Origin of the sequence: Nocardioides guangzhouensis (assembly GCF_004519545.1) — a bacterium.
GTDB classification, from domain to species: Bacteria; Actinomycetota; Actinomycetes; order Propionibacteriales; family Nocardioidaceae; genus Nocardioides; species Nocardioides guangzhouensis.
The window spans coordinates 101,571-119,918 of the sequence record NZ_SDKM01000015.1 but is presented as its reverse complement, the minus strand read 5'-3'; the positions used below and the strand labels follow the sequence as shown (position 1 = coordinate 119,918).

The 18,348-nt window shown below is 73.7% G+C and carries 21 protein-coding genes; 12 read left to right on the top strand and 9 right to left on the bottom strand.

Annotation, left to right across the window (positions count from 1 at the left end):
* Positions 1-96 precede the first annotated feature (96 nt).
* From EKO23_RS12025 to EKO23_RS12010, 4 genes are read left to right on the top strand one after another with little or no spacing between them, the layout of a single operon-like run.
* The gene (locus EKO23_RS12025; protein ID WP_134717546.1) at positions 97-564 is read left to right on the top strand and encodes a YbaK/EbsC family protein; all 468 of its coding nucleotides are present in this window, start codon (positions 97-99) and stop codon (positions 562-564) included.
* Between the two features lies 1 nt (position 565).
* On the top strand, positions 566-928 hold the full coding sequence (locus EKO23_RS12020) for an ArsC/Spx/MgsR family protein (protein ID WP_134717544.1): 363 nt from the start codon (positions 566-568) through the stop codon (positions 926-928).
* 22 nt (positions 929-950) lie between these two features.
* A complete protein-coding gene (locus EKO23_RS12015; RefSeq protein ID WP_134717542.1) occupies positions 951-1,532 on the top strand; it encodes a carboxymuconolactone decarboxylase family protein in 582 nt (193 codons plus the stop codon).
* On the top strand, positions 1,532-2,116 hold the full coding sequence (locus EKO23_RS12010) for a DUF4126 domain-containing protein (protein WP_134717540.1): 585 nt from the start codon (positions 1,532-1,534) through the stop codon (positions 2,114-2,116). The genes EKO23_RS12015 and EKO23_RS12010 overlap by 1 nt, the downstream gene beginning before the upstream one ends.
* A 416-nt stretch (positions 2,117-2,532) precedes the next feature.
* Here the strand turns inward: EKO23_RS12010 and EKO23_RS12005 are convergent, their stop codons facing one another.
* Positions 2,533-5,055 carry an ABC transporter permease gene (locus tag EKO23_RS12005; RefSeq protein ID WP_167880433.1) on the bottom strand — a complete coding sequence of 841 codons (2,523 nt, stop codon included), beginning with the start codon at positions 5,053-5,055 and terminating at the stop codon, positions 2,533-2,535.
* A 26-nt stretch (positions 5,056-5,081) separates the two neighbouring features.
* Positions 5,082-5,858 carry an ABC transporter ATP-binding protein gene (locus tag EKO23_RS12000; RefSeq protein ID WP_134717536.1) on the bottom strand — a complete coding sequence of 259 codons (777 nt, stop codon included), beginning with the start codon at positions 5,856-5,858 and terminating at the stop codon, positions 5,082-5,084.
* Positions 5,859-6,065: 207 nt separating this feature from the next.
* Here EKO23_RS12000 and EKO23_RS11995 point away from each other — a divergent pair, with 207 nt between their 5' ends.
* A complete protein-coding gene (locus EKO23_RS11995) occupies positions 6,066-7,382 on the top strand; it encodes a sensor histidine kinase (RefSeq protein WP_134717534.1) in 1,317 nt (438 codons plus the stop codon).
* Position 7,383: 1 nt separating this feature from the next.
* Entirely contained in the window at positions 7,384-9,468 is a 2,085-nt protein-coding gene (locus EKO23_RS11990) for a GAF domain-containing sensor histidine kinase (RefSeq protein ID WP_134717532.1), read from the top strand.
* Here the strand turns inward: EKO23_RS11990 and EKO23_RS11985 are convergent.
* Both EKO23_RS11985 and EKO23_RS11980 read right to left on the bottom strand, forming a co-directional pair.
* Positions 9,415-9,801: a response regulator gene (locus tag EKO23_RS11985; RefSeq protein ID WP_217702589.1), complete on the bottom strand. Its 387-nt coding sequence runs from the start codon at positions 9,799-9,801 to the stop codon at positions 9,415-9,417. The genes EKO23_RS11990 and EKO23_RS11985 overlap by 54 nt on opposite strands.
* Before the next feature lie 85 nt (positions 9,802-9,886).
* Positions 9,887-10,567 (bottom strand): response regulator transcription factor, encoded by a 681-nt coding sequence (locus tag EKO23_RS11980; RefSeq protein WP_134717530.1) that lies wholly within the window; start codon positions 10,565-10,567, stop codon positions 9,887-9,889.
* Positions 10,568-10,653: 86 nt separating this feature from the next.
* On the opposite strand from EKO23_RS11980, the gene EKO23_RS11975 reads away from it, so the two are divergent.
* Complete coding sequence (locus tag EKO23_RS11975) at positions 10,654-12,042, top strand: hypothetical protein (RefSeq protein WP_134717528.1); 1,389 nt, start codon at positions 10,654-10,656, stop codon at positions 12,040-12,042.
* A 26-nt stretch (positions 12,043-12,068) separates the two neighbouring features.
* On the top strand, positions 12,069-13,370 hold the full coding sequence (locus EKO23_RS11970) for a phytoene desaturase family protein (RefSeq protein WP_134717526.1): 1,302 nt from the start codon (positions 12,069-12,071) through the stop codon (positions 13,368-13,370).
* A 15-nt stretch (positions 13,371-13,385) separates the two neighbouring features.
* Here EKO23_RS11970 and EKO23_RS11965 read toward each other — a convergent pair whose 3' ends face one another.
* Positions 13,386-13,652, bottom strand: a complete 267-nt coding sequence (locus EKO23_RS11965) for a GlsB/YeaQ/YmgE family stress response membrane protein (RefSeq protein WP_134717524.1) — start codon at positions 13,650-13,652, stop codon at positions 13,386-13,388.
* A 117-nt stretch (positions 13,653-13,769) separates the two neighbouring features.
* Between EKO23_RS11965 and EKO23_RS11960 the strand changes: the two genes are divergently transcribed.
* The 3 genes from EKO23_RS11960 (at position 13,770) to EKO23_RS11955 (ending at position 14,842) form a co-directional block, all read left to right on the top strand.
* A complete protein-coding gene (locus EKO23_RS11960) occupies positions 13,770-14,084 on the top strand; it encodes a hypothetical protein (RefSeq protein WP_134717522.1) in 315 nt (104 codons plus the stop codon).
* A gap of 61 nt (positions 14,085-14,145) precedes the next feature.
* The gene (locus EKO23_RS25255; RefSeq protein WP_167880432.1) at positions 14,146-14,319 is read left to right on the top strand and encodes a hypothetical protein; all 174 of its coding nucleotides are present in this window, start codon (positions 14,146-14,148) and stop codon (positions 14,317-14,319) included.
* Between the two features lie 127 nt (positions 14,320-14,446).
* Positions 14,447-14,842, top strand: a complete 396-nt coding sequence (locus EKO23_RS11955; protein WP_134717520.1) for a hypothetical protein — start codon at positions 14,447-14,449, stop codon at positions 14,840-14,842.
* A 13-nt stretch (positions 14,843-14,855) separates the two neighbouring features.
* Here the strand turns inward: EKO23_RS11955 and EKO23_RS11950 are convergent, their stop codons facing one another.
* From EKO23_RS11950 to metF, 4 genes are all read right to left on the bottom strand, one after another.
* Entirely contained in the window at positions 14,856-15,212 is a 357-nt protein-coding gene (locus tag EKO23_RS11950) for a VOC family protein (protein ID WP_134717518.1), read from the bottom strand.
* Between the two features lie 134 nt (positions 15,213-15,346).
* Positions 15,347-15,709, bottom strand: a complete 363-nt coding sequence (locus EKO23_RS11945) for a GatB/YqeY domain-containing protein (protein WP_217702588.1) — start codon at positions 15,707-15,709, stop codon at positions 15,347-15,349.
* Between the two features lie 6 nt (positions 15,710-15,715).
* Entirely contained in the window at positions 15,716-16,060 is a 345-nt protein-coding gene (locus EKO23_RS11940) for an SHOCT domain-containing protein (protein ID WP_134717516.1), read from the bottom strand.
* Positions 16,061-16,182: 122 nt separating this feature from the next.
* Positions 16,183-17,067, bottom strand: a complete 885-nt coding sequence (gene metF, locus EKO23_RS11935; RefSeq protein ID WP_134717514.1) for a methylenetetrahydrofolate reductase [NAD(P)H] — start codon at positions 17,065-17,067, stop codon at positions 16,183-16,185.
* Positions 17,068-17,155: 88 nt separating this feature from the next.
* Between metF and EKO23_RS11930 the strand changes: the two genes are divergently transcribed.
* Positions 17,156-18,241 (top strand): polyprenyl synthetase family protein, encoded by a 1,086-nt coding sequence (locus tag EKO23_RS11930; protein WP_246051047.1) that lies wholly within the window; start codon positions 17,156-17,158, stop codon positions 18,239-18,241.
* Positions 18,242-18,348: the final 107 nt, after the last annotated feature.

Here is an 18,348-nt window from a genome sequence, read left to right as displayed (position 1 = left end):
AGGAGGACCTCGCCACCCTGACCCGGATGGCGTGGTCCGTCACGTTCCGCGGGCCGGGCGGGGAGCGCGTCACCGACACCCGCTAGCCTCGCCAGCATGCCCGCAGAGCACCCCGCGATCACCCGTTTCCGGGCCGAGCTGGCCGCCCGCGGCGGGACCGGCGAGATCGTCGTCCTGCCCGACTCCGTGCACACCGCCGCGCTGGCCGCGGAGGCGCTCGGCTGCGAGGTCGGCGCGATCGCGAACAGCCTGCTGTTCGACTCCGACGGGACGCCGGTGCTGATCCTCACCTCCGGCGCACACCGGGTCGACACCGCCAAGGTTGCCGGCACCACCGGGCCGCTGAAGCGGGCCGACAAGGACTTCGTGCGCCGGCACACCGGCCAGGTGATCGGCGGGGTGTCGCCGTTCGCGCACCCCGAGCCGGTCCCGACGTACGTCGACCCGTGGCTGCGCCGGCACCCGGTGGTGTGGGCGGCGGCCGGCCACCCGGCGGCGGTGTTCAGCACGACGTGCGACGAGCTGCTCGCGATGACCGGCGCGACCGAGATCGAGGTGGAGTGACGTGGAGGTCTGGATCAACCCCGCCTGCTCGAAGTGCCGCACCGCGGTGGGGGCGCTGGACGAGGCCGGGACGGCGTACACCCAGCGTCGCTACCTCGACCAGCCGCCGACCACCGCCGAGCTCGAGAGCGTGCTCGCCCGGCTGGGCCTGGAGCCGTGGGACATCGCCCGGATGAACGAGCCGGTCGCCAAGGAGATCGGGCTCCGCGACGTACCGAAGGACGAGGGCCACCGTGCCGACTGGGTGGCCGCGCTGGTCGAGCACCCGAAGCTGATCCAGCGGCCGATCATCACCCTCGACGACGGCACCGCCGTGGTCGCCCGGGACCCCGAGACCCTCCAGCGGATCATCGACGGAGGCTGACCGCCCGCCGTACTGTCGGGCCATGTCGCGCACCTTCCTCTCCGAGCCCGGCCCGACCCCGGACGTCACGGCGCTCTACGAGTCCGACGTCGCCGACAACGGATATGTCATGAACCTCTCGCGCGTCTGGGGCCACCACCCCTCGGCCCAGGACGCGCTCTCGGCGCAGCTGCTGGCGATGACCGAGCTGGCCGGACTGAGCTTCCGCGACCGCGGCATCCTCGTCTCGGCGACCGCGTCGACGTACGGCGACTCCTACTGCTCGCTGGCCTGGGGCAACCGGCTGGCGAGGGCCTCCGACGGCGGCACCGCGGCCGGCGTGCTCACCGGTGACGACGGCGGACTCGACGACGAGCGGGAGCGTGCGCTGGCAGCGTGGGCGCGCAAGGTCGCCCGCGACCCCAACAGCACCACCGCGTCGGACGTCGCGGCGCTGCGAGCCGTCGGGTACGACGACCCGCAGGTGCTCGCGATCACGACGTACGTCGCGCTCCGGATGGCGTTCTCGACCGTCAACGCCGCCCTCGGCGCCCGCCCCGACGACGAGCTGCGCACCGACGGCGACCCGGCCGTGGCCGCGGCCGTCACCTGGGGCCGGGCCTGATGGAGTCGCTCGCGCTGGTCTTCTCCAGCGGCTGGGCGAGCGGCGTCAACGCGTACCTCGTGCTGCTGGTGCTCGGTGTCGCCGACCGGGTCGAGGACGTCGAGGCGATCCCCGACGTGCTCGGCTCCTGGCCCGTCCTCGCGGCGGCGGGGTTCATGTTCGCGATGGAGTTCGTGGCCGACAAGATCCCGTACGTCGACTCCACCTGGGACGCGATCTCCACCGCGATCCGCCCGACCGTCGGCGCGGTCGTCGGCATCCTCATCGCGGGCCAGGCCGACTCGCTCAACGAGGTGGTGGCGGCGGTGGTCGGCGGCGGGGCCGCGCTGGCCTCGCACTCGGTGAAGATGGGCAGCCGGCTGGCGCTGAACACCTCTCCCGAGCCGGTCACCAACATCAGCGCCTCGCTGGTCGAGGACCTCGCCGTGCTCGGCGTCATGTGGTTCGCGGTCGAGCACCCGGTCGCGGCCGCGGTGGTCGCGGGCGTGCTGCTGGTCGTGGGGCTGGTGGTGCTCTACGCGCTGGCCCGGCTGGTGCGGCGCGGGTGGCGGCGGTGGCGGACCCGGGCGCCGGCGCCCGGGTGAAGGGGAAGGTGCGGCCGGTGTGGCGGGCCGCCGCCGGGCCGTGGCCGCAAGCCCGCAATTGCAGCCGTACGACAGATCGAGAGTGTCATCTCGTGTCATACGGGCGCAATTGCGGCCGCGTGACATGTCCAGAACGCGATCTCGTGTCATACGACCGCAATTGCAGCCGCGTGGCATGGCGGTCGGGCCGGCGCACTGTCACAACCGCGCAATTGCAGCCGTACGACAGACACCAGCGGCGATCCGTGCACAACGCATGCTGCCCGGCCGACCTCGCGTGATCTCTGCACGGATCGCCCGCCGGTACCGCCGACGCGAGACGGCTGCCGCACCGATGCGCGCTCCTCGCCTGCCCACGCACGACGACGGCCCGGCGGCTCCCCGAGGAGCCGCCGGGCCGTCTGCCGGAGGGACGGTCAGTCGGTGACCACCGCCTTGAGGACGTCGACCTTGGCCGCCGAGCGGGCCGGGCCGACCGCCGCGAGGACGCCCGCAGCTGCGGCGACGGCGACGTACACCGCGATCTGGAGCACGGGGATCGAGATCGACTTGATCCCCTCGTCCTTGAGGATCTGCGACATCGCCAGCCCGATGCCGATCCCGAGGGCGGCACCGCTCACGGCGCCGATCAGCGAGATCACCGCGGACTCCCAGCGGACCATGGCGCGGACCTGGCTGCGGGTCATGCCGACCGCGCGAAGCAGGCCGAGCTCACGGGTGCGCTCGAAGACCGACAGGGCCAGGGTGTTGACGATGCCCAGCAGGGCGATCATCACGGCCAGGGCCAGCATCACCGTCATGAAGGTGAGCAGCTGGTCGATGAACCCGCTGGCCTCCTTCTCGAAGCCGGCCCGGTCCAGCACCTTGGCGTCCGGGTGGTCGGCCAGGGCCGCCGCGATGGCGTCCTGGACCTCGGCCCGGTCGGCGCCCGCGTCGATCGTGACGAACGCGTTCGACACGAGCTGCGGACCGGCCAGGGCCTCCTGGGCAGCGCGGCTCACGACGAAGTCGTCGCTGATCCAGCCCTTGCCCTCGTAGACCGCGGCCACGTGCAGCTGGTGCTTCCCGGACTCGGCGAACTCCGCGGTCACGGTGTCGCCGACCTTCCAGCCGTGCTCCTTCGCGGCGGACCGCGCGACCATGACGTCGTCCTTCCCGAGGTCCGCGAGCGAGCCCTTCTCCACGTTGAGGGCCAGCACCTCGTCGGCATTGCCCGGGTCGATCGAGGAGAAGCCCGAGTCCTGGCCGTCGAAGCGGGCCTGTCCCCAGCCGTTGGCCGACACCTCGTCCACGCCGTCGACGCCCTTCACCGCGGCCAGGACGGACGGGCTGTAGCCCGGCGCCTGCGCGCTGGAGGTGACGACGTACAGGTCCGCGTCGACCCGGTCCGAGAGGACGTCGCCGAACGACGCCTTCAGGGACGAGGCGAACACGCCCATGCTCACGACCAGGGTGAGGCCGATCATCAGGGCCGCCGCGGTGGCGGAGGTACGGCGCGGGTTGCGCGCCGCGTTCTGCTTGGCCAGCTCGCCGGGGAGCCCGCGCAGCCGCAGCGGGGTGGCGATCGCCGCCGCCAGCGGCCGCACCGCGACCGGCAGCGCGATGATCACGCCCACCATGGCGGCCCCGAGGCCCAGGCCGAACAGCTTCATCCCGCCGTCGGCGTACAGCGAGGCCCACAGGGCTCCCGCACCGGCGGCGATGACGGCGAGCCCGATCACGGCCCGCAGCTTCGAGGACTTCTCGGCGCCCGGGGTGGACTCGCGCAGCGCCTCGATCGGCAGCACCTTGGTGGCGCGGCGGGCCGGGACCAGCGCGGCGACGACGGTGACGCCGACACCGACCGCGAGGGAGATCCAGACCTGGCTGGCCTCGATCTGCAGCGAGGTGAACGGCAGCGCGAAGCCGACGGCGTCCATCAGCCACTTCAGGCCCTTGGCGACCCCGATCCCGAGCCCGAAGCCGACGGCCGAGGCGAACAGGCCGAGCCCGAGGGCCTCGAGCAGCAGGCTGCTCATGACCTGGCGGCGCCGGGCGCCGATCGCCCGCAGCAGCGCGATCTCCCGCGACCGCTGGGTGACGGTCATCGTGAAGGTGTTCCAGATGATGAAGGAACCCACGAACAGGGCGATGCCGGCGAAGATGCCGAACAGGATCCCGACGATCGAGAAGTTCTGCTTCGTCGCGTCGGCGTTCTCCTCGGCGACCGCCTTGCCGGTCACGGCCTCGGTGCCGGCGGGGATCACGTCGGAGATCCGGTCGGCGAGCTCGGCCTGGCTGACGCCGTCCGCGGCGCTCACGTTGATCTGGTCGAACGCGCCGGGGGTGCCGAGCACCTTCTGCGCGGTCGCCGGGTCGAAGTACGCCGACGTGGTGCCGCCGAGGTCCTTGATCCCGTCGCCGTAGCCGATGGTGCCGACGACCGTGAACTCCTGGGTCGGGCCCTGGAACAGGACCTTGATCGAGGAGCCGAGCGCGATGTCGTGGTCCTCGGCACTGGTGGCGTCGATGGCGACCTCGTGCGCGTTGGTCGGTGCGTGCCCGCTGAGCAGCTCGACGTCGCCGCGGAGCTCCTCGTCGGAGGGCATGCTGTAGCCGTTGGTCGGGGCGCCACCGTTGGTGGTGATCGCCTTGCCGTGGGTGTCGGTCAGCAGGGCGTACCCCTGCACCGTGCCCTCGGCGGCGCGGACGCCGTCGACCTTCTTCACCTGGTCGAGGACGGACGCGGCGATCGGGCCGCGGTTGGTGCCGACGCCCTCGGTCTGGGTGAACGGCGCCTCGGCGCGGACCACGGTGTCGGTGCCCGAGCCGATCTTGCCGAACAGCATGTCGAAGGCGATCCCCATCGTGTTGGTGAGGATCAGAGTCCCGGCGAGCAGGGCGACGCCGAGCGCGATCGACGCCGTCGTGAGAAGCAGGCGCAGCTTGTGCGCCACCATGCTTCGAAAGGTTGCGGTCAACATCGTCAGGCTCCCAGGTTCTTCATGTAGTCGAGGACGGCCTCGGCGGAGGGGTCGTGCATCTCGTCGACGATGTGGCCGTCGGCGAGGAAGAGGACCCGGTCGGCGTACGCCGCAGCGGTCGGGTCGTGGGTGACCATCACCACGGTCTGGGCGAGCTCGTCCACCGCGGTGCGGAGGAAGCGGAGCAGCTCGGTCCCGGACCGGGAGTCGAGGGCACCGGTGGGCTCGTCCGCGAAGACGATCTCGGGCCGGGAGGCGAGCGCCCGGGCCGCGGCGACCCGCTGCTGCTGGCCGCCCGAGAGCTGCGACGGGCGGTGCCCGAGCCGGCCGTCGAGCCCGACGGTCTGGACGATCGCGGCCACCCAGTCCGGGTCCGGCCGACGGCCGGCGATCCGCATGGGCAGCACGATGTTCTCGGCCGCGGTCATGGTCGGGAGCAGGTTGAACGACTGGAAGATGAAGCCGATCCGGTCGCGGCGCAGCATCGTCAACCGCTTGTCGCGCAGGGAGGTGATCTCGGTGTCGCCGAGGTACACCTCCCCCGACGTCGGCCGGTCGAGACCGGCGAGCATGTGCAGCAGCGTCGACTTGCCGGAGCCCGACGGGCCCATGATCGCGGTGAAGCGGCCACGGTCCAGGTCGACGCTGACGTCGTCGAGCGCTGCCACGGTGGCGTCCCCGGCGCCGTACTGCTTGGTGACGCCGACGGCGCGGGCCGCCGGAGCCGGGGTGCCGGGGAAGGTGGCCTGCTGCGGGGAAAGGGTGGTGGTGAGGGACATCTCGGGTTTCTCCTTGGTGGGCGTCCGCCCCGTCCGGGCGGTGTCCTTCGAGAACACCTGAAACGGCGGCCGGCGACGATCGGGCGGGCCGCACCGCCGGCGGCGCTGGCCGCAGGGGTGCGGGGGCTGGCCCGTACGGGCAGCCCCACCCCCGGGGTGGGGTCAGCACCCTCCCCGGGCGGGCCCGGGTGCGAGCACACTGCTGGGATGAGGTTGCTCCCGGCGGTGCGCCGCACCCGACGCGAGCGGATCTGGTTCGCCCTCGTGTGCGCCGGGCTGGTCGGCTTCGTGGTGCTGGCCTACGTGGTCGTGGTGGTCGGCGGCGGGCTGCTGCTCGGGGACACGCAGACGCCGAACGTCGGTCTGTCGGTGCTGGCGACCGCCGTGGTGGCGCTGGGGTTCGACCCGGTGCTGACCCGGGTCCAGCGGTTCGCGTCATGGGTGGTGGCCGGCAATCGGCTCCAGCCCTACGACGCACTGCGCCGGTTCGCGGGCGTGGTCGCGGACAGCCGCCCGGCCGAGGACCTGACGCTGCGGATGGCGCGGCTCCTCGCCGACGGCACCGGCGCCGCCTGGGCCCAGGTCCGGGTGGTCGTGGGCGACCGCTCCGTGCCCGCTGCGACCTGGCCTCCCGACGCGACCGATGCTGCCGGTCAAGAGGGCTCGGACCCCACGGCGCCGGTCCGGCGCCTCGCGGTGCGCCACGGCGACGAGCAGCTCGGCGAGCTGGTCCTCCGCGAGCGGCCGGGCATCCCGCTCACCCCCGTCGAGATGCGGCTCTTCACGGGCCTGGCCAGCCAGGCCGGGCTGGTGCTGCGCGGGGCCCGGCTCCGCGCGGCGCTCGAGCAGCGGCTGGCGGACCTCTCGGCCCGCGAGGCCGAGCTCCGGGTCTCCCGGGAGCGGCTGGTCGACGCGCAGGACGCGGCCCGACGGCGCCTGGAGCGGGACATCCACGACGGCGCCCAGCAGCACCTCGTCGCCCTGGCAGTGAACCTGCGGCTGTCCGCGAGCCTGGCCGCGACCGCGCCGGAGCGGGCGGAGCCCCTGCTGGCCGCGCAGGAGGACGCCGCGGCGGACGCGGTCGCGACGCTGGTGCAGCTCTCCCGGGGGATCTACCCGCCGCTGCTCGAGGAGCGCGGGGTGGCGGCGGCGTTGCGGGCCGTCGCCGGCGGCGGTCCGGTCGAGGTCGTGGAGCGTGGCGCCGGGAGGTACCCGCCCGGCGTCGAGGCGGCGGCGTACTTCTGCTGCCTGGAGGCGATCCAGAACGCCGCCAAGCACGCCGGCCCCTCCCTGGTCCGGGTGGAGGTCGACGGCGGTCCCGAGTCGCTCGTGGTGACCGTCGAGGACGACGGGTCCGGCTTCGACCCCGCCTCGGTCACCGCCGGCTCCGGGCTGGCGAACATGCGGGACCGGGTGGACTCGGTGGGCGGGAGCCTGGCGTTCGAGGCGGTGCCGGGCGGCGGGGCCCGGGTGCGCGCGGTCATCCCGGCCCGGTCCCTGGTCGCCGCCGAGGGTGGTGGCTGACGTGCTGGTGCGCATCGCGTGGGCCGGTGCCGTCGTCGCGGCCGTGCTGGTCGGGATCGACGTCGTGGTGGCCGCCCAGGCCGTCCCGCTGCTCTCGGAGACCGGCGTCGCCATCCACGGGTTCCCGTTCGTCCACGGAGCCTGCCTCGGCTCCTCCCTCATGGGTGCGTTGATCGTCTCCCGCTACGAGCGGCACCCGATCGGCTGGCTGCTCGCGGCGATCGGCTTCCTCACCTCGGTCTCCGTGCTCACCGAGGCCTGGGCCTACTGGGTCCTCGAGGAGGACGGGCCCGGCTCGCACGCGCTCGGCAGCGCCTCGGCCTGGGTCTCCCAGCTGGTCGGTGGGCAGATCTCGATCGCCCTGCTCGCCTTCATGTACCTCCTCTCCCCGGACGGCCGGTTCCTCTCCCGCCGCTGGCGGCACGTCGCGCTGGTGCCGGGGGTCGGTGCGGTGCTCTGCCTGGGCACGCTGCTGACCGTGAACCCCACCGACTTCGACCTGGTCAACGCCGACGACCGGGTCGGGCCGGTACGGGTGGTCGTGGCCAGCATCGGCTTCATGCTGATCAGCATCGGCGTCGTGCTCTCCCTGGTGTCGATGGTCCGCCGGCTGCGCGGCAGTGCCGGCGAGGAGCGGCAGCAGCTGCGGCTGATCGCCCTGTCCGCCGCCCTCGCCGCGGCCGGGCTGGTCAACCTGTTCGTCGGGCAGGCGCTCAACGGGGGCCACCAGACGTGGTACACGGGGGTGCCGCTGTACGTCGCGTTCTTCCTGATGCCGATCCTGTTCGCGGTCGCGGTGCTGCGCTACCGGCTCTACGACCTCGACGTGATCATCAACCGCACGGTGGTCGTCGTGGTCGGGACGGCGTTCGCGGCCGTCGGCTACACCACCCTGGTCGTGGTCACCGGGCTCCAGGTCGAGGGACGGACCGGTGGGTTCTGGCTCTCCCTGCTGGCGACCGCGCTGGTGGCGCTCGCGTTCCAGCCGCTGCGGCGCAGCGTGGTCCGGCTGGCCGACCGCGCGGCGTACGGCGACCGGGCGCAGCCCTACGAGGCGCTCGCGGACTTCAGCCGACGGCTCTCGGAGGCGCCCGATCCCGACGACCTGCTGCCCGCGGTCGCCGAGGCCGCCGCGCGGGCCGTCTCCGCCCGGGGCGCGCGGGCCACCCTCGACGTGCCCGGCAGCGCACCGGCCACCGGCACCTGGGGCTGGTGGGGGCAGGACCACGAGGAGGAACCGGACCACGTGGTCCCGGTCCGCACCGAGGGGCGCGAGCTGGGCCGGATCGCGGTCGCACTCCCCCGCGGCCGCAGCCTCCGGCCCTCGGACCTCCGGCTGCTGGGCGCCCTGGCCGACCAGACCGCGGTCGCGTTCCGGAACACCTCCCTGGCCAGCGCGCTCGCGGACCGGGTGACCGAGCTGGCCGGGACCACCCGCGACCTGGCCGGCTCGCGGCTGCGACTGATCGAGGCCGACGACGCCGCCCGCCGGACGCTCGAGGCGGCGATCGCCCGGGACGTGCTGCCCTTCCTGGTGGCACTGCCGGCGGAGATCGGCCGGGCCCGGCAGGCGGTCGCGGACGGCGCCGACCCGGGGCTGGACCGGCTCGTGGACGGGACCAACGAGGCGCTGGAGCAGCTGCGGGAGCTCACCCGCGGCGTGTTCCCGTCCCAGCTGGCGCGATCCGGGCTGGAGCCGGCACTGCGCTCGCTCCTGGCCCGCTCCGCGAACGCCACCGAGTTCAACGTGGACGGCGCCGGCGGCCGGCGGCACCCGCCCCGGGTCGAGGCGGCGGTCTACTTCTGCTGCGCCGAGGCGGTGCACGGCGGCGCCGGACCGGTGGCGGTCGACCTGGCCGACGCGGGCGACGACCTGGTCCTCCGGATCACCGGGCCGCTCGCGGACATCGACCTGCAGGCGGTCACCGACCGGGTGGAGGCGGTCGGCGGCTCGCTCTCGGTCGGGGCGCAGCTGCTGGTGCTGACCGTCCCGGTCGGGGACGCGGGGCGGGGCGGCGACGCCGGGCCGGAGTCAGCCCTGGTCGGCGGTGCGGGTGCCGAGGGCGTCCGCCCAGGCGTCGGCTAGCCGGTCCGGGCCGAACGCCGCCTTCGGGATGTACGACGTCGCGCCGCACCCGGCCGCGTCGACCTGGTCCTCGTCGTACGTCGAGAGCAGGACCACCACGGGTCCGCCCCGGCCGGCCCCGAGCCGACGGGTCGCCTCGATGCCGTCGATGCCGGGCAGGTTGACGTCCATCAGCACCAGGTCGGGGGCGAGCTCGGCCACCGCGGTCAGGGACTCCTCGCCGGTGGTCGCGGAGCCGACGACAACGAAGCCGTCGGTCGCGTCGACGACGGCAGCCATGGCCCGACGGAAGGGCTCCTGGTCGTCGACGATCAGCACGCGCACCTCGTTCACGGCACACCTCCTCGACCGTCATCGTCCCTTGCCCGGGGGCTCCCGGACAGTGGTGCTGTCCACACGGCTGGGGGGTGCTGCCCGCTCACCGGGCCGCCGCACCACCGGTCGCGTCGAGGTAGGCGAGGACCGCCATCACGCGCCGGTTCGTGTCGGACTCGCTGACCAGCCCGAGCTTCTGGAACACCGAGCCGACGTGCTTCTCCACCGCCCGCTCGCTCATGTACAGCGCCTTCGCCGTGGCCGCGTTGCTGCGGCCGGTGGCCAGCTCGCGGAGCACCTCGAGCTCGCGCTCGGTCAGCCCGTGCAGGGCGGAGCTGCTCTCCTTGTTCTTCCGGGCCAACAACCCCTCGACCACCTTGGGGTCCAGCGCCGACCCACCGCGGGCGACGTCGTGCAGGGCCCGGACCAGGTCGTCGACCTGGGTGACCCGCTCCTTGAGCAGGTACCCCAGCCCCTCGACGCCCTCGGAGAGGAGGTCGAAGGCGTACTCCTCCTCGACGTACTGCGAGAGCACCACCACGCCCGTGTCCGGGAAGTCCACGCGGATCCGCTTGGCGGCGTCGATCCCCTCGGTGGTGAAGGTCGGCGGCATCCGGATGTCGGTGAGCACGGCGTCCGGCTTGTGCAGCGCGACGGCGCGGTGCAGCGCCTCGGGGTCGGCCACCGTCTCGAGCAGGTCGATCTCGGCGGTCTCGGTCAGCAGGCCCGCGACCCCCTCGCGGACGAGGTAGTTGTCGTCGGCGAAGACGACGCGCACCGTCATGGGCTCACTGTAGGGCCATCGGGGCCCGGCCGGACCTGTCGGCAACGCGGATGCAGGCGTAGCCGCGCGGGCCGTAGCGTCTCCTCATGGACCTGTCCCACGAGACGGACCGCCGCGAGCTCCGCGCGCACCTCGGCGGGCTGTACGCCGGGCGGCCGGTGCTGATCGGACCCGGCGTGCTGGCCGGCTTCGCCTCGGCCGCACGCATGGTGCGGGAGGCGGACGCCAGCGCCGTGCTGATCCTGGCCACCACCCGCGGCGCCGGACCGGTCCCGGACGAGGAGTGGGTCTCCGTGGAGGCACCCGCCCGGGCCACCGTGACCGAGGAGCTCCGCGACCACGACCGGCTCCTGCGCGCGCTGCCGATGTCGGTGGTCGAGCGGATCGAGGCGTTCGACCCGGAGCGGCGCGGCGTCTGGTGCACGACGCCGTTCATCAGCACCGACGAGCCGGTCCTGGGTCGTCCGGTCACCGGCGGACGGCCGGCCCGGTTCGAGGCGGTCGAGGACAAGCTCCTCGCCGAGGAGATCTGGTGCGCAGCGGAGGTGGAGCACGCTCCGAGCCGAGTGGTCCCCGCCGACCTGGCGGCCCTCGACGAGGCAAGCGACGAGCTGGGCGGCGACGTGGTGTGGTCCGGCGACACCCGCGAGGGCTTCAACGGCGGCGGCAACTACGTCCGCTGGGTGGCCACGGCGGCCGAACGCGCGGCGGCGTACGACTTCTTCGCCGCCCACTGCGACCGGGTCCGGGTGCTGCCCTTCCTCGAGGGCGTGCCCTGCTCGGTCCATGGGATGGTCCTGCCCGACGGCACGGCGGCGTTCCGGCCGGTCGAGATCGCGATCCTGCGCAACGCGGGCGAGCGGGCGTTCACCTACGGCGGGCTGTCGTCGTACTGGGACCCGCCGGAGGTAGACCGTGCGGCGATGCGGGACGCCGTACGCCGCGTGGGCGAGCACCTGCGGGCGGCGTACGGCTATGCCGGTGCGTTCGGCATCGACGGCGTGCTCACCGCCGACGGGTTCCGGCCCACCGAGCTCAACGCCCGGATCTCGGCGGGGCTCGCGTCCGTGGCCGCCGCTGTCGACCGCGACCTCTTCACCCTCGTCCAGGCGAACCTCATCGCCGGCCGGGATCCCGGGGTCACGGTCGCGGAGCTCGAGACCGCGCTGCCGGTGATGGACCGGGTCCGCACCGGCCGCCCGGTCGCGGTCTCCGAGGGCCGCAGCCTGCACGTCACCGACAGCTACCCCCTGGCCTGGGACGGGCAGCGATTCACCCGCACCGACGAGGAGACCGGCAACGTGCTGGCGATCGGTGACACCCCGACCGGGTTCTTCGCCAAGGTCGACCCGTGCGCAGCCCTGCACCCGGGCGAGCGGCTGGCCCCGCTCAACGCGGCGCTGTACGCCTTCCTCGACGTGGAGTACGACGCGGGCTTCGGGCCGGTCTCCCCCGCGCCCTCGGTGCGCCACTGAGGACCGGGTGACCTAGGGTTCCGCGCATGGCGCGGGTGGTGGTGGTCGGCGGCGGGTTCGGCGGGCTGGCCGCCGCGGCACGGCTGGCCAAGCTCGGCCACGACGTGCGGCTGCTGGAGCGGCTCGACACCCTCGGCGGCGCGGTGTCGAGCGTAGAGCGGGACGGCTTCGCCTGGGACGCCGGCCCGACCTGGACCCTGCTGCCGGCCGTGCTGCGCGACCTCTTCCGCAAGTCCGGCCGTCCCCTGGAGCGGGAGCTCGAGCTGGTCCCGCAGGAGGTCGTGCGGGGCCACCGGTTCGCGGACGGCACCGCGATCGACCTGCCCGGCGGGTCACGTGCCGCCCAGCTGGCCGCGGTCGACGTGCTCGGCGAGGGACTCGGCGAGCAGTGGTGCGCCTACGTGTCCGGCTTCGCCGACGAGTGGGACACGGTCCGCCGGCACTACCTCGAGCGGCCGTGGCGACCCGGCCTCACCGACAAGGCGGTCACCGCGACGCTCTTCACCCGCGAGTCCCTGGCGAGGCGGGTGAGGAAGGGACTCGGCGACGATCGGCTGCGCCAGGTCGCGACGCACCCGTTCACGCTCGACGGGCACGCCGCCCGCGACGTGCCGGCCTGGCTGGGCACCACGGCGTACCTCGAGCAGAACTTCGGCGCCTGGACCGTCCCCGGCGGGATGGCCCGGCTGTCCGGGGCGCTCACCGAGCGGCTGGCCACGCGGAGGGTGGCGGTGTCGACGGGCACCGCGGTCACCGACCTGGTGCTCCGCGACGGGCGCGCCGTCGCGGTCCGCACGTCCGCCGGTGACGTCGACGCCGACCTGGTGGTGTGCGCGGTCGACCCCCGCCTGCTGCCGGCCCTGTCGCCGTACGTCCGCCGTACGACGCCTGCGATCCCACCGGTCGTGTGCCACCTCGGCCTCGCGGGCGACGTGCCCGACCTGCCGCCCGAGACCGTCTTCCACGGCGACCCGACCCTGGTGCTGCGCACCGGCGGCCGCGCCCCGGACGGCGGCCATGCCTGGACCCTGCTCGGCCGGGGCCTGCTCGCCGAGGACGTGGTGACCGCGCTGGCGCGCCGCGGGGTCGACGTACGCCGCCAGGTCGAGGTCCGTGTCGACCGCTCCCCCCGCGACCAGGTCGAGCACTGGAACGGCTCCCCGCTCGGCGTGCTCTGGCAGGGCCGGAACACCCTCACCCGGCGACTGGGGCCACGCACGCCGCTGCCCAACGTCTACGCCTGCGGAGCTCACGCCACCCCGGGCTCGGGCCTCCCGTTCGTCGGCCTGTCGGCCGCTCTGGTCGCCCAGGAGGTCGGGCCCGCCTGAGGGCCCGCGTCCCGGTCACCCGCTGGTCGCGGTCCTGCTCGACCAGCGTCGCCATCCCCACGTCACCAGGATCGCGCCGATGAGCGACCCGATGATGCCGCTCGGCCGCAGGGCGATCCCGTCGCCGGCGAGCAGGCTGAAGAGGAGTCCGCCGACGAAGGACCCGATGAGTCCGGCGGACAGGGCCAGGCCCCAGTTCACCTTGCCGTCCTCTCGCCCCAGGATCAGCTGGGCGGCCCCGCCGACCAGCATGCCGAACAGGATCAGCGCCAGGATGAGCATGCGCGGAGCGTACGGCGCGCGTCGCGGCGCTCCACCCACCCGGAACGGGTGATCCGGCGGTAGTTTTCGCTGCGACGTCGACTCCGTCGTCGGCGGTCGACCACCGAGGAGGCGTGCATGACCGGCGCTCGGCCCCCTGCCTGGCTGCAGCGCGGCATCGCCGTGGTCGTCCTGCTGGCCACCGGCATCGTCAGCCTCCCCGCGGTGGCCTACGCCCTCGACGGACCGACCACCGAGAACCTCGTCCTCCCCGCCCAGCTCGTGCTGATGGCGGGGGTGGGTGCGCTGGTCGGTTTCGCGCTCCCGGAGCTCACCGGGACCGGCTCGACACCACGCCGGGCGGTCGGGATCGGCGTCCTGCTCGGCCTCGCGGCCGCGCTCGTCGGGGTGGCGCTGCTCTTCCTCCTGCTGAACGGCTTCCCGGGAGCCTGAGGCCGGCGCTGGTCTTGGCGCCCGCGGGCGGCAAGAATCGGAGGAGGCACGAGGGGGAGGCATGGCGTCCGAGGGAAAGAAGCCCAGGAGCACCGGCTGGTTCGACCGGCTGTTCGAGGGGATTGAGAACCGCTGGCTCCGCGGCACCTCGAAGCTCGCGGTCGCCGTCCTGATCGGCCTCCTGGTGGGCTACGTCGGGGCCCGCCTGATCAACGGCCTGCTGTCCTTCTCCTGACCGCCGTCCTTCTCCTGACCGCTGGCCTCCCGGGACCATCGGCCGGTACGGCGCCCGACCCTCGGCCCTGCCCCCGGGACGGGCGTCCCGGGAGGCTGGAGGTGGAGCAACCCGTGAGGAGGCGGTCATGTTCACCATCCGGAACCTCGGCGGGGTGGCGCTGTTCCTGTTCGGGACGACGTACCTCTGGTTGACCCCGATGTTCGCCGGCAAGGACGTCTCGACGAAGGGCGCCCTCTGGACGGTGTCGGCCATCGGGAGCTGGATCGTCCTGGCTGGCTTCACGGTCGCCACTTGGGGCCTGTTCCGGCAGGCCTCGTGGTGGGAGGCGGTCGCCGTCGGTTCCGCAGTCGCCGGGATCGCGGTGCTCGTGCCGTACTGGATCGCAGCGGACCGGGCGGGCGAGACCACGCCCGGGTTCAACGTCCTGATCCACGTCGTGGGCGCGACCGGGGTCCTGGTCCTGCTGCTCGTGCCGACGCTCGAGACCTGGGTCGACGGGCACGTGATGTCGGGCGCCTGAGCCCGCGCCGGGTTCAGTCCACGCAGAGGCAGAACGGGTGCCCGGCCGGGTCGAGGAAGACCCGGAACCTCGTGCCCGGCTGGTGGTCGTGCTTCGTCCCGCCGAGGCGGACCACCGCCTCCTCGGCGGCGTCCAGGTCGTCGACGACCACGTCGAGGTGCATCTGCTGGGGCAGCGCCTGGCCGGGCCACGCCGGGGCGGTGTAGTCGGCGACCTGCTGGAAGCAGATGCACTGGCCGTAGTCGGCGCGGACCTCGGCCCAGCCGTCGGAGATGTCGACCTTCCAGTCGAGCATCGAGCCGTAGAAGGTCGCGAGGGCGGCCGGGTCGGGACAGTCGATGACCAGGCTCGGGAATCGTGCGATTGCCATGCCGGGAACCCTAGGACCCGTTCCGGACGATCCACGACCGGATCCGCACGCTCGCCCGATGCCCGGCGTGTCGCACGCCGTCGTCGGGGAACGGGCCCGGGAGCAGCCAGCACGTGCGAATCTCCGAGGACTGGTCAGCCGAGGTAGCGCTCGAGGAGGGTCGCCTCCGCCAGCAGCGCTCCGGCCGCGTCGTAGGCCCCTCGGCCCGCGAGGTCGTCCGCGGCGGCCAGACGCTCGTCCCGCTCCCCTGCCACGATCGCCAGGATGGTGTCGGGGTCGAGGTCCCGTCGGGCCACCTCTGCCGCACCCAGCCCGCCCGTGGAGCCCGCGATCGGGCCGTCCGCGCGCAGGCGGGTCGGCGTCTCGTCGGAGTACGGCTGCGCCTCGGCGTTCGCGACCGCCGCAAGGACCGTGCGCAGGACGCGGACCGCGTCGCGGTCGCGGTGACGGAGGGCGGCACTCAGGTCGGCACGGAGGCGGTCGTGGAGGCCGGGCACAGCCGGTCAGATCCCGTCGATGATCGCGCGGCGCCGCTCGTCGTACTCCTCCTGCGTCACCAGGTCCTCGTCGAGCAGCCGCTGCAGCTCGCGCAGCCGGTCAGCGCTGGACGCGGTCGGCCGCGGCTCGACGGGCTGCGGCGGCCGGGCGCGCAGGCTGGCGGCGAGGTACGTCGCCTCGAGGCCGTCGTCGGTCGCCACCGCCATCGTGGCGGCGTCACGCTCGTCGAGCCCGGCCCGCCGGGCGATGCGGCGCGCCGTCGTGGCCCGCCAGACGGCGGACCCGATGCCGACCAGCAGCACCAGCACGAACAGCGCGGCGAAGCCACCGCCGAACCCCGGGCCGTCCATGGCCGGGCTCCGGGACGGCGGGGAGGAGAAGAGGCCCGGACATGTCCGCACTGTAGGGCTACGACAACCGCGTCGGGCGGAACTCGCCCAACCCGACGAGCCCGCGACCTGGGTCGGGTTCCTCAGACCGTGATCCGCAGCGCCGCGAAGATCTCGCGGGTCGCCTTGGAGCGGTTGAGCGTGTAGAAGTGCAGCCCCGGCGCACCGCCGTCGAGCAGCGCGTCACAGAGCTCGGCGGCCATCGCGATGCCCTCGGCACGCACCGCGGCCGGGTCGCCGTCGTACTGCTCGAGGCGGGCGACCACCTCCGCCGGCACCGGGTGCCCGGAGAGCTCGGCCATGCGCTTGACCTGGCCGAGGTTCAGGATCGGCATGATGCCCGGGAGGATCGGGATGTCGACGCCGACCGCGGTCGCCCGCTCCACCAGCGAGAAGTAGTCCTCGGCCCGGAACACCATGTCGGTGATCGCGAACTCGGCGCCCGCGGCCTGCTTCTCGCGCAGCACCTCGACGTCGCGCTGCAGCGACTCGGCGGCCGGGTGTCCACCCGGGTGCGCGGCGACGCCGACGGAGAACCGGCCGGCGGCGAGCTCGACCAGCTCACGGGCGTAGGTGAGGCCGCCCTCGGTCGGCACCCACGCGGCGCGCGGTCCCTCGCGGGGGTCGCCCCGCAGCGCGAGCACGTTGGCGACCCCGGCGCCCTCGTAGGCGTCGAGGATGGCCTCGAGCTCGGCCCGGGTGTGGCCGACGCAGGTCAGGTGCGCCATCGGGACCATGGAGGTCTCACGCGCGATCCGGCCGGTGATCTCGACCGTGGTGTCGCGGGTCGTGCCGCCGGCGCCGTACGTCACCGAGACGAACGTCGGGTGGTACGGCTCGAGATCACGGATCGCCTGCCACAGCTGGGCTTCGCCGGCGTCGTCCTTGGGCGGGAAGAACTCGAACGAGAACGAGCGCTCGCCCTCCCGGATGAGGCGGCCGATGCCGCGCTGGGTCGTGTGCGCCATGCGCAACAGGATAGGTGGCCGTTCCCCGGCGGCGTCCGGCATTCCACGTGGTGTCTGGGGAGGGACCACGGGTGACTACGCTCGCCTCGTGACTTCGGAGACCATCGACGAGCCGTTCGACAGCGCGCTCTTCCGCGAGCGGATCCAGCGCGTGCTCGACGACTTCGTCGACGAGCAGGCGCTGCGACTGACCCCGCTCGGCCCGGATGCCGCGGCCCTGGTCGCGGAGGCGCACCGGTCCGTGTCCGGCGGCAAGCGGTTCCGCGCGGCGTTCTGCTACTGGGGCTTCCGCGCGGTCGCGCCCGTCGGGCCCGAGGAGGAGACCGCGCTGCTGCGCGCCTGCGCGGCCCTGGAGCTGCTGCACGCGAGCGCGCTGGTCCACGACGACTACATGGACGCCTCCGACACCCGCCGCGGGCGGCCGGCGACGCACCGCGCGTTCGAGGCGGCGCACCGGGAGGCAGGCTGGCGCGGCAGCCCGACGCAGTACGGCGCCGCGGCCGCGATCCTGCTCGGGGACCTGCTGCTCACCTGGGCCGACGAGCTGTTGCGTCGCTGCGGCTTCGGCTGGGACCGGGTCGGTCCGGCGCTCGACGTCTTCGACCTGTGCCGCTCCGAGGTGGTGGCCGGGCAGTTCCTCGACGTGTCCGTGCAGGCCCGGGGCCGGGCGGACGTCGAGACCGCGATGACCGTGCTGCGCTACAAGTCGGCGAAGTACTCGATCGAGCGGCCCCTGCACGTCGGCGCCTCGCTCGCCGGGGCGCACAACGGGGTGCTCGAGGAGCTGTCGGCGTTCGGGTTGCCCCTCGGCGAGGCGTTCCAGCTCCGCGACGACCAGCTCGGGGTCTTCGGCGATCCGGACGTCACGGGCAAGCCGGCCGGCGACGACCTGGCGGAGGGCAAGCGCACCGTGCTGGTCGCCCTCGCGCTGGACGCCGTCCCCGAGGAGCAGGCCGCTCTGCTGCAGCGCTCGCTGGGCACCGACCTCTCCCCCGACCAGGTCGAGGAGCTGCGTGCGGTGATCCGCGGCTCCGGTGCCGACGCCCAGGTCGAAGGCGTCATCGACGAGCTGGCCCGGCTGGCCCTGGTGGCGCTGGACAGGTCCGCCGTGCGCGACGACGCCCGCCACGCCCTGCGCGCCCTGGCCTCCGCCGCCACCGCCCGCGTGCTCTGACCCGTTGAGTCGCGCCTCGCTGGTTGTTGAGTCGCGCCGCGCTGCGGGTTCAGTCGCGCCGCGCTAGTTGTTGAATCGCGCTGCGCTGCGGGTTCAGTCGCGCCCAG

Coding starts and splice junctions, on each gene's coding strand:
- EKO23_RS12025 (WP_134717546.1), top strand. CDS start 97: ATGCCCGCAGAGCACCCCGCGATCACCCGTTTCCGGGCCGAGCTGGCC.
- EKO23_RS12015 (WP_134717542.1), top strand. CDS start 951: ATGTCGCGCACCTTCCTCTCCGAGCCCGGCCCGACCCCGGACGTCACG.
- EKO23_RS12010 (WP_134717540.1), top strand. CDS start 1,532: ATGGAGTCGCTCGCGCTGGTCTTCTCCAGCGGCTGGGCGAGCGGCGTC.
- EKO23_RS12005 (WP_167880433.1), bottom strand. CDS start 5,055: ATGGTGGCGCACAAGCTGCGCCTGCTTCTCACGACGGCGTCGATCGCG.
- EKO23_RS12000 (WP_134717536.1), bottom strand. CDS start 5,858: ATGTCCCTCACCACCACCCTTTCCCCGCAGCAGGCCACCTTCCCCGGC.
- EKO23_RS11995 (WP_134717534.1), top strand. CDS start 6,066: ATGAGGTTGCTCCCGGCGGTGCGCCGCACCCGACGCGAGCGGATCTGG.
- EKO23_RS11980 (WP_134717530.1), bottom strand. CDS start 10,567: ATGACGGTGCGCGTCGTCTTCGCCGACGACAACTACCTCGTCCGCGAG.
- EKO23_RS11975 (WP_134717528.1), top strand. CDS start 10,654: ATGGACCTGTCCCACGAGACGGACCGCCGCGAGCTCCGCGCGCACCTC.
- EKO23_RS11970 (WP_134717526.1), top strand. CDS start 12,069: ATGGCGCGGGTGGTGGTGGTCGGCGGCGGGTTCGGCGGGCTGGCCGCC.
- EKO23_RS11965 (WP_134717524.1), bottom strand. CDS start 13,652: ATGCTCATCCTGGCGCTGATCCTGTTCGGCATGCTGGTCGGCGGGGCC.
- EKO23_RS11960 (WP_134717522.1), top strand. CDS start 13,770: ATGACCGGCGCTCGGCCCCCTGCCTGGCTGCAGCGCGGCATCGCCGTG.
- EKO23_RS25255 (WP_167880432.1), top strand. CDS start 14,146: ATGGCGTCCGAGGGAAAGAAGCCCAGGAGCACCGGCTGGTTCGACCGG.
- EKO23_RS11955 (WP_134717520.1), top strand. CDS start 14,447: ATGTTCACCATCCGGAACCTCGGCGGGGTGGCGCTGTTCCTGTTCGGG.
- EKO23_RS11950 (WP_134717518.1), bottom strand. CDS start 15,212: ATGGCAATCGCACGATTCCCGAGCCTGGTCATCGACTGTCCCGACCCG.
- EKO23_RS11940 (WP_134717516.1), bottom strand. CDS start 16,060: ATGGACGGCCCGGGGTTCGGCGGTGGCTTCGCCGCGCTGTTCGTGCTG.
- metF (WP_134717514.1), bottom strand. CDS start 17,067: ATGGCGCACACGACCCAGCGCGGCATCGGCCGCCTCATCCGGGAGGGC.